Here is a 14,712-nt window from a genome sequence, read left to right on the forward strand (position 1 = left end):
GAATGGGTCGTTGCATCCCGGTCTTTGCAAGCGTGGGGCCAGTTGGGGTCATCGCATTCGCGGCCGACTTCGGGCACCCTTGCGGAAAATGCGCAGGCCCGGCCGCGAGCGCCCCGGCAAGTCCTGCCGGGCGGGCACTTCCTGCCCCTCGCCCCCTTGGCTGCCTCGCGCCGGCCTGTCTATAGTCCGGCCACCGTTGCGGGCGGCTGCCGTCCGCCCCATCTGAGCCCGGAAGCCGCCGCATCCGTCGCGCCCTGTCGCGCCCGAACCGAAGAGGGTTCCCGCCCATGCCCCCCGATCTCGACCTCCCCGGTCGCCGGGAAGACACCCGCGTCGTCGTGGCGATGTCGGGCGGCGTCGATTCCTCCGTGGTCGCCGGGCTTCTGAAGCGGGCCGGCTACGACGTCGTCGGCGTCACCCTGCAGCTCTACGACCACGGCGAGGCGACCCACCGGAAGGGCGCCTGCTGCGCCGGGCAGGACATCCTCGACGCCCGCCGGGTCGCCGAGCGGCTCGGCATCCCCCACTACGTCCTCGACTACGAGGACCGCTTCCGCACAGCCGTGATCGACAGCTTCGCGGAGAGCTACCTGCACGGCGAGACGCCCGTTCCCTGCGTCTCCTGTAACCAGACGGTCAAGTTCTCCGACCTGCTCGACACCGCCCGTGCGCTGGGCGCCCACGCGCTGGCGACCGGCCACTACGTCGAGAGCCGCGCCCTGCCGAACGGCCACCGCGCGCTCTTCCGGCCCGTGGACCTCGACCGCGACCAGAGCTACTTCCTCTTCGCCACCACCCAGGAGCAGCTCGACTTCCTGCGCTTCCCCCTCGGCGGGCTGACCAAGGCGGAGACCCGCGAGATCGCCCGCGACCTCGGCCTCGCGGTCGCCGAGAAGCACGACAGCCAGGACATCTGCTTCGTCCCGTCCGGCCGCTACGTCGAGGTGATCGAGCGCCTGAAGCCCGGCGCCTCGGAGCCCGGCGACATCGTCCATGTGGACGGCCGGGTGCTCGGCCGCCACCAGGGCATCATCCACTACACGGTCGGCCAGCGGCGCGGCATTGGCGTCTCGGTGGGCGAGCCGCTCTACGTCGTCCATCTCGACGCCGACCGCGGCCGGGTCGTCGTCGGCCCCCGCGAGGCGCTGCTCACCCATCGCCTGCACCTGCGCGCCGTCAACTGGCTCGGCGACGCCCCGCTGGACGCCCTCCCGGCCGCCGGCCTGGAGATCTTCGCCAAGGTCCGCTCGACCCGCCCGCCGCAGCCCGCCCTTCTGTCCCTCACCCCCGAAGGCCCGGTGGTCGACCTCGTGGACGGCGAGCACGGCGTGGCGCCCGGTCAGGCCTGCGTGTTCTATGAAAGCGCCGACGCGGGCTCGCGCGTCCTCGGCGGGGGAACCATTGCGCGCGTCGCGCGTGATAGGCACGAAACCGAAGCCGAGGAGCGGATTCGCTTCCGTGCCGGCATCGCTGCCGAGTGACCCGAACCCCGCGAGCATCACCATGGCCGACGGCCCCTTCCGGAAGACCGCGGTCTCGGCCAAGGCCGAGCCCTCCCAGGACCGCTCCATCCGCCTGAGCCCGACGCCGCGCCTCGACGAGGCGACCGTCAGGGCCGCCTACGCGCGCTGGGCGCCGGTCTACGACTTCGTCTTCGGCCGTCTGGCCCTGTTCGGCCGCTTCTTCGACCGCGCCCGCGAGGCCGCGCTCGCGCATATCAACACCCGGTCGGGCACGGTCCTGGAGGTGGGCGTCGGCACCGGCATCGCGCTCGCCCGCTACCGTCCGCAGCTCCGGGTCACCGGCATCGACCTCTCCCCCGAAATGCTGGCGGTCGCCCGGCGCCGCGTCGCCGCGGAGAAGCTCGACCATGTCGAGGACCTTCTCGAGATGGACGCCACCCGGCTCGCCTTCCCGGATGCCGCCTTCGACACCGTGGCGGTCATGTTCACCATCACGGTCGTGCCCCACCCGGACAGCGTCATGGCCGAGGTCGAGCGGGTCCTGAAACCGGGCGGGGAGGCGGTCGTGATCTCCCATTTCGCCGCCGAGGGCGGCTGGCGCCGTGCCCTGGAGGACCGGCTGACCCCGATCACCCGCAAGCTCGGCTGGCGCCCGGACTTCCCCGTCGCCCGTATCCTGAACCGGCCGCGACTCGAGCTCGTCGAGATCCGACCCCTGCCGCCGATCGGCATCTTCTCGATGGTCCGGCTCCGGCGGGTCTGAGCCCCGGCTCACGAAGTCCCAGCCCGCGGCAGGACCCTCAAGGTCCGGTGCGAGCCCGTCCTCGCCTTCCGCTCAGTCCGGCACGACCGCGGTCGCCTGGATCTCCACCTTGGCGCGGTCCTCGATCAGCGCGACCACCTGCACGGCCGCCATCGCCGGGTAGTGCCGGCCGACGATTTCCCGGTAGGCCTGCCCGATCCCCTTCAGGTTGTCGAGATATTCGCGCTTGTCGATGAAGTACCAGGTCATCGACGTGATGTGTTCCGGCCCGGCGCCGGCCTCGCGCAGCACGTCGACCACGTTCTGCAGCGTCTGGCGGACCTGGCCGACGAGGTCGTCGGTCTCGAACTCCGAGAAGCGGTTCCAGCCCACCTGGCCGCCGACGAACACCATCCGGCCGCGCGCCGCGACCCCGTTCGCATAGCCGACCGGCTTCGTCCATCCCTCGGGCTGCAGGATCTCGTGCATCGGCTCAATTCCCCTCGAACTGCGGTTTCGCCTTGGCCGCGAAGGCCTCGAAGGCGCGCCGGAAGTCGCCCGTCGCCATGCACACGGCCTGCGCCTGCGCCTCCGACTCGATCATCTCCTCGAGGCCCATGGCCCATTCCTGGTTAAGCATCGTCTTGGTCATGCCATGCGCGAACCACGGCCCGTCCGCGAGCGAGCGGGCGAGCGCGGCCGCCTCGCCGGCGAGCGCGTCGCGCGCCACGACCCGGTTCCAGAAGCCCCAGGCCTGCCCCTCCTCGGCCGTCATGGCCCGGCCGGTGAACAGGAGTTCCGCCGCCCGGCCCTGCCCGATGAGGCGCGGCAGGATCCCGCAGGCCCCCATGTCGGCCCCCGCCAGGCCCACGCGCGTGAACAGGAAGGCCGTCCGCGCCTCCGGTGTGGCGAAGCGCAGGTCCGCCGCCATGGCGAGGATGGCCCCCGCCCCGGCGCAGACCCCGTCGACCGCCGCCACGATCGGCTGCGGGCAGCGCCGCATGGCCTTGACGACGTCGCCCGTCATGCGCGTAAAGGCGAGGAGATCCGGCATCGCCATGCGGGTGAGCGGCTCGATGATCTCGAAGACGTCGCCGCCCGAGCAGAAGTTGCCCCCCTCGCCGGTCAGCACGATCGCCCGGACGTCCGACGCGTAGACGAGGTCGCGGAAGAGGTCGCGCAACTCCGCATAGGACTCGAAGGTTAGCGGGTTCTTCTTATCCGGCCGGTTCAGCCGGATCGTCGCCACCCGCCCGTCGCCCGGCGCCTCGAACAGGAAGTGCCGCGCCCGATAGTCCTTGAAGGGCCGCAACATGGCCCGCATCTCCGAGGAAGCGCTCATCCCGTCATCACCTCTCCGCCCGCGATCGCGATCGCCTGTCCGTTCACGGCCGCCGCCCCGGGCGAGGCGAGCCACACGACCGCGTCGGCCACCTCCTCGGGCGTGACAAGCCGCCCCATCGGGTTCGCCCGCGCCAGGTCCGAACGCGCCGCCTCGGCGGTCCGTCCGGTCTTCTCCACGATGGTCGCCACCGAGCCGTCGAGGAGCGGCGTCTCGGTGAAGCCGGGGCACACCGCGTTGACGGTCACGCCCTTGCGCGCGACCTCCAGCGCCAGCGCCCGGGTCAGGCCGACGAGCCCGTGCTTGGCCGCCACGTAGGCGGCCACATAGGGGTAGCCGACGAGCCCCGCCGTCGAGGCCACGTTGACGATCCGGCCCGCCCGCCGCGCCAGCATCCCGGGCAGCACCGCCTGGGTCACCAGGAAGGCCCCGGTCAGGTTCACGGCCAGCATGTCGTCCCAGGTTTCCGCGGCGATCCGCTCGAACGGCCCGCTCGCGGCACGCCCGGCATTGTTGACCAGGATCGAGACGGGCCCCGCCTCCGCCTCCACGGCCGCCACGCCGGCCGCCACGGCGGCCCGGTCCGTCACGTCCAGGATCGCGATCGCCCCGGCCTGCGCCCCGAGCGCGGCGGCGGTCTCGGCGAGCGGCTCGCGCCGGCGCCCCGCCAGGCTGACCCGCGCCCCGGCCCCGGCGAGCGCGCGCGCCACCGCGGCCCCGATGCCGCTGCCGGCACCGGTCACCAGCGCATGCCGTCCCGAAAGATCCGGGCCGCTCATGTCACTTCCCCGCCCCGGTCGCGGCCCGCGCGAGGTTGGTCTCGTACTGCCGCTTGCCCGACAGGTACTGCTTCGGCCAGGGCACGTCGGTGAGGCCGATGCGGGCCGCCTCGTGCAGCGACCAGGCCGGGTCGGCCAGATGCGGCCGCGCGACGGCGCAGAGATCCGCGCGGCCCGCCGCGATGATCGAGTTGGCGTGGTCGGCTTCCGAGATCGCCCCGACCGCGATGGTGCCGATGCCGATCTCGTTGCGGATCTTGTCCGAGAAGGGCGTCTGGTAGAGCCGCCCGTAGACCGGCGCGTCCTCGGCCCAGACCTGGCCCGAGGAGCAGTCGATCAGGTCCGCCCCGGCCTCCTTGAAGAGCGCCGCGTAGATGGCCGCGTCCTCCGGCGTGTTCCCGCCCTCCGCCCAGTCGTGGCAGGAGAGACGGACCGAGATCGGCTTGTCCTGCGGCCAGACCGCCCGGATCGCGCGGAAGACCTCCAGGGGGTAGCGCGCGCGGCCGGCATGGCTGCCCCCGTAGGCGTCCGTCCGCCGGTTTGTCAGCGGCGACAGGAAGCTCGACAGCAGGTAGCCGTGGGCGCAGTGGAGCTCGAGCCAGTCCGCGCCCGTCGTCGCGGCGAGTTCCGCGGCCCGCACGAAGTCGGCCAGGACCCGCTCCATGTCGGCCCGGTCCATCGCGCGAGGCAACGGGCCGTCCGCGTGGTAGGGCACCGCCGAGGCGGAGATCAGCGGCCAGCCCCCCTCCGTCAGCGGCACCTCGCCGTCCCACGGCGCCGAGGTCGAGCCCTTCCTCCCCGCATGCCCGAGCTGGATGCCGAACCGGGCGGCCGACTGGGCATGCACGAAGTCGACGATGCGCCGGAAGCCCTCGGCCTGCGCCTCGGTCCAGAGCCCCAGGCACCCGGGCGTGATGCGCGCGTCCGGCGACGGGCAGGTCATCTCGGCGAAGACGAGCCCCGCCCCGCCCATGGCCCGCGCCCCGAGATGGACGAGGTGGAAGTCGTTCGGCATGCCGTCGACGGCCGAGTACATGGCCATCGGCGAGACGACGATCCGGTTCGGCAAGGTGACGCCGCGCACCCGGTAGGGGGTGAACATCGGCGGCGCCGCGCGGCCGTTGCCGACCGGGATGCCGCACTTGCGCGCGAACCAGCGCTCGTACCCCTCCAGCCACGCCTTGTCGCGCAGGCGCAGGTTCTCGTGGCTGATCCGCTGCGAGCGGGTCAGCATGGAGTACATGAACTGCTCCGGCTCCATCGTGTCGGCGTAGCGCTGGCCGACCACCTCGAACCACTCCATGGCGTTGCGCGCGGCGTTCTGGATGCGCGCAACGTCGACCCGCCGCACCGCCTCGTAGGCCTCGAGCACGTCCGGAATGCGGTCGGCCGCGTGACCGAAGGCCTGGAACTGCTTCGTCAGTTCGATGGCGTCGTCGATGGCGAGCTTGGTGCCCGACCCGATGGCGAAATGCGCCGTGTGCGCCGCGTCGCCCATCAGCACCACGTGGCTGCGCCCGTTGAAGTGGCTCCAGCGCCCGCAGACGAGCCGCTGGAAGTTCAGCCAGGCGGAGCCGCGCGTGTGCCGCGCATTGGTCATCAGGCGGGCGCCGTCGAGGACCTCGGAAAACAGGTTTTCGCAGAAGGCGATCGACCGGTCCTGGTCGAAGCCGTCGATCCCGTGCGCCCGGAAGGTCTCCTCGGTGGTCTCCACGATGAAGGTCGAGGTCGTCTCGTCGAACTTGTAGATGTGCGCCTGGAACCAGCCGTGCTCGGTCTTGCGGAAGTCGAACGTGAAGGCGTCGTAGCTCTTGTCGGTCCCGAGCCAGATGTACCGGTTGGGACGCACCACCAGGTCGGGCTGGAACACGTCGGCGTAGCGGTTGCGGATCTTCGAGTTGATGCCGTCCGAGGCGATGACGAGGTCCGCGTCCGGGAACTCCAGGTCGGAGTCCACCTCGCGCTCGAAGACAAGCTCGACGCCCAGGTCCTCGCAGCGCTTCTGCAGAATGTTGAGGAGCTTCTTGCGGCCGATGCCGACGAAGCCGTGCCCGGTCGTCCGCTGGCGCGTGCCCTTGAAGAGGAGCTCGATATCGTCCCAGTGGTTGAAGGCGTCCTCGATCTCGCGCGCGGTCTCCGGATCCCACAGGCGCATCGCCTCCATGGTCGCGTCCGAGAAGACCACGCCCCAGCCGAACGTGTCGTAGGGCCGGTTCCGCTCGACCACCGTGACCGAATGGGCCGGATCGAGCTTCTTGATGAGGAGCCCGAAATAGAGCCCCGCGGGCCCGCCTCCGATGCAGACGATGCGCATGGCCGTCCTCTCCTCCCCTGCGGGCTCCGAATTACTTCAGACTTAAAATATACGAACCTCAAGGGTCCCCGTCAATCGCGCGCGGGCCGCCCGGCGCGCATGGCCGATCAATTCAAGGTGCATCGCCGCGAGAGACCGCCCGGCCGGGCTTCAGATCACGCCTGGCTTGGACTAGGCTGCAGCCTTCGACCGTCGAAGCCGGACCCCCGTGAGCCAGGACGAAGAGACCGTCATCGTCGGCAGAGGCCATGGTCCCCCGGAGGCGCTGCCGCCCGGGACGCGGCTCGCATCCTACGAGATCGTCCGCTTCCTCGGACGGGGCGGGTTCGGCATCACCTACGAGGGTCGCCACAGCGATCTCGGCCGTCGCGTCGCCATCAAGGAGTTCTTCATCGACGGCGCGTTCCAGCGCGAGAACACCGGCGGCGTCACGCGCTCGGGCTGGGCGGACCAGACCGGCTACACCGACGAGGTGACCCGCGAGATGCTCGATCGCTTCATCGACGAGGCGAAGAAGATCGCGACGCGCTTCGACCATCCCAACATCGTCAAGGGCGAGAACTTCCTCCGCCTCAACAACACCGCTTACCTCGTGATGACCTTCGTGGAGGGCCGCTCCTACGCGGCCGTCCTGAAGGAGCAGTCGGAGCGCGGCGTCCGCCCCTCCGAGGCGGACCTGCGCAAGGTGTTCGAGCCGGTCTTCGAGGCGGTCGCCTACCTGCACGAGCGCGACGAGCTGCACCGGGACCTGAAGCCCGACAACATCATGATCCGGGCGGACGGCACGCCGATCCTGATCGACTTCGGGACGTCCCGCTCCGGCCTCGACCGCTCCAGCCTGACCAGCAACGCCTTCCAGTCCGCCGGCTACTCGCCGCCCGAGCAGATCGCGCAGGACGAGACCGTCGTGCTCGGCCGGCCGACCGACATCTACGCCCTCGGCGCCACCCTCTACCGCGCCGTGACCGGCCGCACGCCGATCGCCGGCGACCGCCGCCAGCTCGCCTTCCGCCCGGGCGGCCCCGGCCGCGACCCCCATGTCCCGGTCGCCGCGGCGCTCGGCGAGGCCGCCGGCGCCTACCGCACCGGCTTCCTCGCCGCCATCGACCGCGCGCTCGATCTCGACCCTCGCCGCCGCCCGCAGTCGATCGCCGAACTCGGCAAGGCCCTCGGCTGGGCCCCCGAGCCCGCCGTTCCCTCCCCGCCCGAACCGTCCCCGCCGCCCGGACCGCACCCGGCGAGGCGTCTGAGAACCGTGCTGGCGGCGGGCATCGCCCTGCTCCTCGTCGGAATCGCGGCGGGGATCTGGGTCTGGCAGTCGTCGCGGTCCGACGAGGCCCTGCTGACGGCCGCCGGCTACGACGAGACCCGCCTCGGCCTCATCGCCGACACCGCCGGCCGCCGCACCGCCGCCGAGGCGCGCCGGCGGCTCGACGTCGTCCAGGCCGAAGCCCGCGCGCTCGCCGAGGCCGGCACGGACCTCGACCGGCTCGAGCGCCTCGCCTCCGCCCCCTGCGAGGCCTGCCTGACCCGCGACACCGTCCGCAGTCGCCTCGCCCAGGCCCGCGCCCGGCGCGGCGGCGACCTGCTCCCCGGCCCCGAGCGCGACCACCCCGAGGCCGTCCGCCTGCTCAGGCTCGCCGCCGCCGACGGCCTCGCCGACGCGGAGGTCAACCTCGGCACGGCCCACGAGCGCGGCCGCGGCGGCCTCCCCCGGGACGAGGCCGAGGCGGTCCGCCTGTACCGCTCCGCCGCCGAGCGCGGCAACGCGCGGGCCCGCTACAATCTCGGCACCCTCCACGCCAAGGGCCTCGGCGGCCTCGCCGTCGACGAGGCCGAGGCCGTGCGGCTCTACGGGCAGGCCGCCGACCAGGGCGACGAACTCGCCATGCTGGCGCTCGGGATGGCCTACGAACGGGGCGGCGGCGGCCTCGCCCGCGACGAGGCCCGGGCGGCCCGGCTCTACCGGCAGGCGAGCGACCGCGGCGTCCCGCGCGCCTCCAACAACCTCGGCTGGCTGACCGAGCGCGGGGCCGGCGGACTGCCCAAGGACCTGACCGCCGCCGCCCGCCTCTACAAGGCGGCCGCCGACCGCGGCGACGAGTTCGCGATCGCCAACTACGCCCGCTTCCTGCAGTTCGGCCTCGGCGGCATCGCCCGCGACGAGGCCGAGGCGGCGCGGCTCTACCGGATCGCCGCCGACCGCGGCAACGCGGTCGCGCAGAACAACCTGGCGATCTTCTACCAGCGCGGCGTCGGCGGGGTGCCCCAGAACGAGTTCGAGGCCGTCCGCCTGTTCCGGCTGGCGGCCGAACAGGGCGAGGAGAACGCCCTGAACAGCCTCGGCTTCTCGTACGAGCGCGGCTACGGCGGCCTGCCCCGCGACGAGCGCGAGGCCGTCCGCTGGTACCGCAAGGCGGTCGACCGGGGGAGCGCCCGCGGCTACGCCAACCTGGGGGTGGCCTACGCCCGCGGCATCGGCGGCCTCCAGCTCGACGAGGCCGAGGCCGCCCGCCTCTTCCAGAAGGCCGTCGACCTCGGCGACGAGGTCGGCATGTTCAACCTCGCGATCCTGTATGCCCGGGGCGGCGGCGGCCTGCCGCGCGACGAGCGCGAGGCGGCCCGGCTCTACTCCGTGGCGGCCGACAAGGGCCACCTCCTCGCCCTCAACAACCTCGCCAACCTCTTCGAACGCGGCCTCGGCAGCATCCCGAAGGACGAGGCGGAGGCCGGCCGGCTCTACCGTATTGCGGCCGAACGGGGCAGCGACTACGGCCAGTTCAACCTCGGCAGCTTCTACGAGCGCGGCGCCGGCGGGCTGGCGAAGAACGACGCCGAGGCCGTCCGCCTCTATCGCCTGTCGGCCGCCCAGGGCAACCCGCGCGGCCAGGTCGCCCTGGCGTCGGCCTACGAGCGCGGCATCGGCGGCCTGCCCAAGGACGACCGGGAGGCGGTCCGGCTCTACCGGCTCGCCGCCGACCAGAAGGACCCGGCCGCCATCCAGGCCCTCGCGCGCCTCGGCCAGCGCTGAGGCTTCGCCGATCACGGCCGGTCAAATCCCGCGCGAGCCCCTTCCCGGACCCGCCCGGCCCGCGCTACCGTCATTCTCCACGAGGAAACGCCGGACAGGACCATGTCCGCTCCGCCCGACAGTCACACCGACCGCGGCGAGGCCGCCCCGCCCGAGGCCTTGCCCCCGGGGACGCGGCTCGGCGACTACCAGGTCGTGCGCTTCCTCGGCCGCGGCGGCTTCGGCATCACCTACGAGGGCCGCCACGCCGAACTCGGCCGCCGGGTGGCCATCAAGGAGTTCTTCGTCGCCTCCGCATTCGACCGCCGGCCCGACGGCACCGTCACCATGGCGTCCTGGGCCGAGCGCACCGGCTACGACCGGACCATCGTGGAGGCGATGCTCGAGCGGTTCATCGAGGAAGCGCGCAAGATCGCGACCCGCTTCGACCACCCCGGCATCGTGCGCGGCGAGAACTTCTTCCGCCTGAACGGCACGGCCTACCTGGTCATGAGCTTCGTCGAGGGGGTGCCGTACGGGACCGCCCTGAAGCGCCTCGCGGCCCTCGGCCGGCGCCCCGACGAGGCGGCGCTGCGCACCGTCTTCGAAGGGGTCTTCGACGCCGTCGAGTACCTTCACGACGCCAACGAGCTGCACCGCGACCTGAAGCCCGACAACATCATGATCCGGCACGACGGCCGGCCGGTCATCATCGACTTCGGCACCAGCCGCACCGGCCTCGACCGCTCCAGCCTCACCACGGCCGCCTTCCAGAGCGCCGGCTACACCCCGCCCGAACAGATCGCCCAGGACGCGCTGGCGGTGATGGGGCGGACGACCGACATCTACGCCCTCGGGGCGACCCTCTACCGGGCCGTGACGGGAGAGGTCCCGGCCGCCGCGGATGCCCGCCAGTTCGCCTACCGCCCCGGGGGACCCGGCCAGGACCCCTACGTCCCCGCCGCGGCCGCCCTGCCACCCGGCGTCGACTACCGTCCCGGCTTCCTCCTCGCCATCGACCGGGCCCTGAGCCTCGACCCGCGCGACCGCCCCCAATCCATCCCCGAGTTCCGCGCCGCCCTCGGCTGGGACAGCCCCGCCGTCCCCGCCCGGGCCCCCGCCCGGCCCCCGGCCGCGCCGGAGCCCGCCACCATGCCGGTGGTCCGCAAGCCCGCCGCCGGGCTCGCCGGACGCCTCGTGCCCGCCCTTCTGGTCGTAGTCCTCATGGGCGCGACCGCCGCCGCGGCCCTGATGGTGCCGCCCTGGCTCGACCGCCGCGCCGACGAGGCCGCGCTGGCCGAAGCCGGTTTCGAGGTGGCCCGCCTCGACCCCCTCCTGCACGGCGCCGCCACGGCCGCCGCCCGCACGGAGGTCCGCCGCCGGCTCGCCGTGCTGGCCGAAGAGAAGGCGGCGCTCGAAGCCGCCGCCGACGATCCGGCGCGGCTGCGCGCGGTCGCCGCCGCCCCCTGCGAGGCCTGCGCCGCGAAGGCAGCCGCGGAGGCCCGCCTCGCCGCGCTCGCCCGGGATCCGCCGCGGACCGCCCGTCCGGCGCCGCCGCCGGCCGCCCCTGCCGAGCCCCCGGCGGCCCGGACCGCCGGTCCCGAGGGGAACGCCCCCGCCCCCGCCCGGCAGGCCGCCACCGTCCCCCCCGCGGCCGACGGCCGGCCCCCGCCCGTCGCCATCCCGCCGCTCCCCGCGCCGCCGGCCCCGGACGCCCTGGCGAAGCTGAAGGAGGCGGCCGCCGCCGGCGCCGCGTCCGCCCAGGCCGAGCTCGGCCGCCTCTTCGAGCAGGGCCTCGGCGTCGAGCGGAACGAGGCCGAGGCGGTCCGGCTCTACCGCCTCGCCGCCGCCCAGGGCGACCCCGCCGGACAGGCCCGCCTCGGCGATGCCACCCGGCGCGGCCTCGGCGGCCTCGCCCGGGACGACAAGGAGGCGGTCCGCCTCTTCGAGCTCGCCGCCGCCGCGCAGCACCCGGAGGCCGAGCACGCGCTGGGCCAGGCCTACGAGCGCGGGGCCGGCGGCCTTGTGCGCAGCGACGCCGAAGCGCTCCGCCTGTTCAGGCTCGCCGCCGCGCACGGCTCGGCCGAGGCCGCCGCGCGCCTCGGCGAGGCGAGCGAATTCGGCCAGCTCGGCCAGCGCCGCAACATCGAGGAGGCGGCCCGCTATGCCCGCCTCGGCGCCGAGCGCGGTTCGGGGCTGGCCATGGGTGCGCTCGGCTACTACTACGAGCGCGGGATCGGCGGACTGCCCCGCGACGAGGTCGAGGCCGTCCGGCTCTACCGGGCGGGTGCGGAGCGAAACGCCCGCAACGCCCTGAACGGCCTCGGCAGCGCCTACGACAGCGGCCTCGGCGGCCTGCCCGAGAACGACGTCGAGGCCGTGCGGCTCTACCGGCTCGCCGCCGACCAGGGCCTCCCGGCCGCCTCCGCGAACCTCGGGCTCCACTACCAGCGCGGCACCGGCGGGTTGCAGAAGGACGAGGCCGAGGCGGTCCGCCTGTACCGGCTCGCCGCCGATCGCAACTCGGACACCGGGCGCACTTATCTCGGCTGGGCCTACGAACTCGGCATCGGCGGCCTGCCCAAGGACGAGAAGGAGGCGGTGCGCCTCTACGAGATCGGCGCCCGCATCGGCTTCCGCTTCGCCCAGTTCCGCCTCGCCTCCGCGTACGAGCGCGGCATCGGCGGCCTCTTCCGCAACGAGGCCGAGGCTGTCCGCCTCTACCGGCTCTCCGCCGCCCAGGGCAACCGGGCCGCGGACGCGGCCCTCACCCGCCTCGGCTGGCCCCGCCAGTAGCCGGGCCGCCCCGGAATTAACCGCCCCTTAACCATGCGGCCGGCAAAATTTGCCCAGCCGTGCCGGAGGGTTCCGGGCGCGCGAGCCGAGGCCGAGCCGATCCGATGACCGACACGACCGCAGGGGGCGGAGCCCCGGGCCCGCAGGCCACGCCGCTCAAGTTCCCGTCCCTCTCCGACCTGATCGGCCACGCGCGCCGGGGCGATATCGCGCTCGCGCTCGGCGTGATGTCGATCCTGATGGTCCTGATCGTGCCGCTGCCCGCCTGGCTGCTCGATCTGGCCCTGGCGATCTCGATCACCCTCTCGGTGCTGGTCCTGATGACCGGCCTCTTCATCCACCACCCGCTCGAGTTCTCGGCCTTCCCGACCGTCCTGCTCATCGCCACCATGCTGCGGCTGGCGCTGAACCTCGCCTCGACCCGCCTCATCCTGGCCCACGGCCACGAGGGCACCCACGCCGCCGGCCACGTCATCGAGGCCTTCGGCAACTTCGTGATGGCCGGCAACTTCGTCATCGGCCTGATCGTCTTCGCCATCCTGATCATCGTGAACTTCGTGGTCATCACGAAGGGCTCCGGCCGCATCGCCGAGGTGGCCGCCCGCTTCACCCTCGACGCCATGCCCGGCAAGCAGATGGCGATCGACGCGGACCTGTCCGCCGGCCTCATCGACGAGAAGACCGCCAAGCAGCGCCGCAAGGACCTGGAGGACGAATCGAGCTTCTTCGGCGCCATGGACGGCGCCTCCAAGTTCGTGCGCGGCGACGCCATCGCGGGCCTGCTCATCACCTTCATCAACGTGGTCGGCGGCATCATCATCGGCGTCTTCCAGCAGGGCATCACCTTCTCGGAAGCCGCCCACAGCTACACGGTGCTGACCGTCGGCGACGGCCTCGTCAGCCAGATCCCGGCCCTCATCGTCTCGACCGCCGCCGGCATCCTGGTCTCCAAGGCGGGCGTCTCGGGCGCCGCCGACAAGGCGATCATGCGCCAGCTGTCCGGCTACCCGAAGGCGCTCGGCATGTCCTCCGCCGTCATGGCCGCCCTCGCCTTCCTGCCCGGCATGCCCGCCCTGCCCTTCCTGGCGCTGGCCGGCACGGCTGGCTTCCTGGCCCTCGTCTCCGAGCGCGACAAGAAGGACGAGGCGACCCGCCAGGCCCTCGACGCCGTCAACGCCGAGGCCGCCGCCAAGGCCGGCGCCGCGCCCGCCGAGGAGCCGATCGCCGAGGTCCTCAAGATGGACGACCTTCGGGTCGAGCTCGGCTACGCGCTCCTGTCGCTCATCAACGGCCCCGACGGCTCCGACCGCCTGACCGACCAGATCAAGGCGCTCCGCCGCCAGCTCGCCTCCGACATGGGCTTCGTCATGCCGCCCTGCCGGATCCTCGACAACGTCCAGCTCCAGGCCAACGAATACGTCATCAAGATCAAGGAAGTGGAGGCCGGCCGCGGCGTCGTCTACGCCAACCTCTTCATGCTCATGGACCCGGAGGGACGCCCGATCGACCTGCCCGGCCTGCAGACCACCGAGCCGACCTTCGGCCTGCCCGCCACCTGGGTCGACCCGGCGCTGCGCGAGGAGGCGGCGATCCGCGGCCTGACCGTCGTCGATCCCGCGACCGTGCTCTCAACCCACCTGACCGAGATCCTGAAGTCGAACGTCGCCGACCTTCTCTCCTACGCGGACGTCCAGAAGCTCCTCTCCGACCTGCCGAAGGAGCAGCACAAGCTCGTCGAGGACATCGTGCCGAGCCAGATCAACGTCTCCGGCATCCAGCGCGTCCTGCAGACGCTCCTCAACGAGCGCATCTCGATCCGCGACCTCTCCGGCATCCTGGAGGGCATTGCCGAGGCGGTCGGCTTCACCCGCTCGGTCACCGGCATCGCCGAGCACGTCCGCACCCGTCTCGCCCGCCAGATCTGCGCCGCCAACCTGTCGCCGTCCGGCTACCTGCCGCTGATCTCGCTCTCCCCCGCCTGGGAGCTCGCCTTCGCCGAGGCCCTCCAGGGCGAGGGCGACGAGAAGCACCTCGCCATGGCCCCCTCCAAGCTCGGCCAATTCGTCAACGCCGTCCGCGACGCCTTCGAGGACGCCGCCCGCATGGGCGAGATCCCGGTCCTCCTGACGAGCCCCCAGGTCCGCCCCCACGTCCGCTCCATCGTCGAACGCTTCCGCGCCCACACGGTCGTCATGAGCCAGGCCGAGGTCCACCCGCGGGTAAGGCTGAAGACGGTGGGGACGGTATGAACGCTTGGTCATGGGGC

The 14,712-nt window shown here is 72.7% G+C and carries 9 protein-coding genes; 5 read left to right on the forward strand and 4 right to left on the reverse strand.

What is annotated here, in order from left to right:
* Positions 1-287: 287 nt before the first annotated feature.
* Together mnmA and WBG79_RS21490 are read left to right on the forward strand one after the other, a co-directional pair.
* The gene (gene mnmA / locus WBG79_RS21485) at positions 288-1,481 is read left to right on the forward strand and encodes a tRNA 2-thiouridine(34) synthase MnmA (protein ID WP_337359270.1); all 1,194 of its coding nucleotides are present in this window, start codon (positions 288-290) and stop codon (positions 1,479-1,481) included.
* Positions 1,482-1,503: 22 nt separating this feature from the next.
* The gene (locus tag WBG79_RS21490; RefSeq protein ID WP_337359271.1) at positions 1,504-2,226 is read left to right on the forward strand and encodes a class I SAM-dependent methyltransferase; all 723 of its coding nucleotides are present in this window, start codon (positions 1,504-1,506) and stop codon (positions 2,224-2,226) included.
* A gap of 72 nt (positions 2,227-2,298) precedes the next feature.
* Here WBG79_RS21490 and WBG79_RS21495 read toward each other — a convergent pair whose 3' ends face one another.
* Genes WBG79_RS21495 through WBG79_RS21510 form a run of 4 tightly spaced genes read right to left on the reverse strand, consistent with a single transcriptional unit; the run spans position 2,299 to position 6,640 of the window.
* A complete protein-coding gene (locus tag WBG79_RS21495; RefSeq protein WP_337359272.1) occupies positions 2,299-2,694 on the reverse strand; it encodes a RidA family protein in 396 nt (131 codons plus the stop codon).
* Between the two features lie 4 nt (positions 2,695-2,698).
* A complete protein-coding gene (locus WBG79_RS21500) occupies positions 2,699-3,547 on the reverse strand; it encodes an enoyl-CoA hydratase family protein (RefSeq protein ID WP_337359273.1) in 849 nt (282 codons plus the stop codon).
* On the reverse strand, positions 3,544-4,326 hold the full coding sequence (locus WBG79_RS21505) for an SDR family NAD(P)-dependent oxidoreductase (protein ID WP_337359274.1): 783 nt from the start codon (positions 4,324-4,326) through the stop codon (positions 3,544-3,546). Before WBG79_RS21505 ends, WBG79_RS21500 begins: the two co-directional genes overlap by 4 nt.
* A gap of 1 nt (position 4,327) precedes the next feature.
* Positions 4,328-6,640 carry a bifunctional salicylyl-CoA 5-hydroxylase/oxidoreductase gene (locus WBG79_RS21510; protein WP_337359275.1) on the reverse strand — a complete coding sequence of 771 codons (2,313 nt, stop codon included), beginning with the start codon at positions 6,638-6,640 and terminating at the stop codon, positions 4,328-4,330.
* A 208-nt stretch (positions 6,641-6,848) separates the two neighbouring features.
* Here WBG79_RS21510 and WBG79_RS21515 point away from each other — a divergent pair, with 208 nt between their 5' ends.
* From WBG79_RS21515 to flhA, 3 genes are all read left to right on the forward strand, one after another.
* Complete coding sequence (locus tag WBG79_RS21515; RefSeq protein WP_337359276.1) at positions 6,849-9,671, forward strand: serine/threonine-protein kinase; 2,823 nt, start codon at positions 6,849-6,851, stop codon at positions 9,669-9,671.
* 102 nt (positions 9,672-9,773) lie between these two features.
* Positions 9,774-12,446, forward strand: coding sequence for a serine/threonine-protein kinase (locus tag WBG79_RS21520; protein WP_337359277.1), 2,673 nt, complete (start codon positions 9,774-9,776; stop codon positions 12,444-12,446).
* A 104-nt stretch (positions 12,447-12,550) separates the two neighbouring features.
* Positions 12,551-14,695, forward strand: a complete 2,145-nt coding sequence (gene flhA, locus WBG79_RS21525; RefSeq protein WP_337359278.1) for a flagellar biosynthesis protein FlhA — start codon at positions 12,551-12,553, stop codon at positions 14,693-14,695.
* The last annotated feature ends 17 nt before the right edge of the window (positions 14,696-14,712 follow it).

This window comes from Prosthecomicrobium sp. N25 (assembly GCF_037203705.1).
In the GTDB taxonomy this organism is placed as follows: Bacteria; Pseudomonadota; Alphaproteobacteria; order Rhizobiales; family Ancalomicrobiaceae; genus Prosthecodimorpha.

Coding starts and splice junctions, on each gene's coding strand:
- WBG79_RS21490 (WP_337359271.1), top strand. CDS start 1,504: ATGGCCGACGGCCCCTTCCGGAAGACCGCGGTCTCGGCCAAGGCCGAG.
- WBG79_RS21510 (WP_337359275.1), bottom strand. CDS start 6,640: ATGCGCATCGTCTGCATCGGAGGCGGGCCCGCGGGGCTCTATTTCGGG.
- WBG79_RS21520 (WP_337359277.1), top strand. CDS start 9,774: ATGTCCGCTCCGCCCGACAGTCACACCGACCGCGGCGAGGCCGCCCCG.
- flhA (WP_337359278.1), top strand. CDS start 12,551: ATGACCGACACGACCGCAGGGGGCGGAGCCCCGGGCCCGCAGGCCACG.
- WBG79_RS21500 (WP_337359273.1), bottom strand. CDS start 3,547: ATGAGCGCTTCCTCGGAGATGCGGGCCATGTTGCGGCCCTTCAAGGAC.
- WBG79_RS21495 (WP_337359272.1), bottom strand. CDS start 2,694: ATGCACGAGATCCTGCAGCCCGAGGGATGGACGAAGCCGGTCGGCTAT.
- mnmA (WP_337359270.1), top strand. CDS start 288: ATGCCCCCCGATCTCGACCTCCCCGGTCGCCGGGAAGACACCCGCGTC.
- WBG79_RS21505 (WP_337359274.1), bottom strand. CDS start 4,326: ATGAGCGGCCCGGATCTTTCGGGACGGCATGCGCTGGTGACCGGTGCC.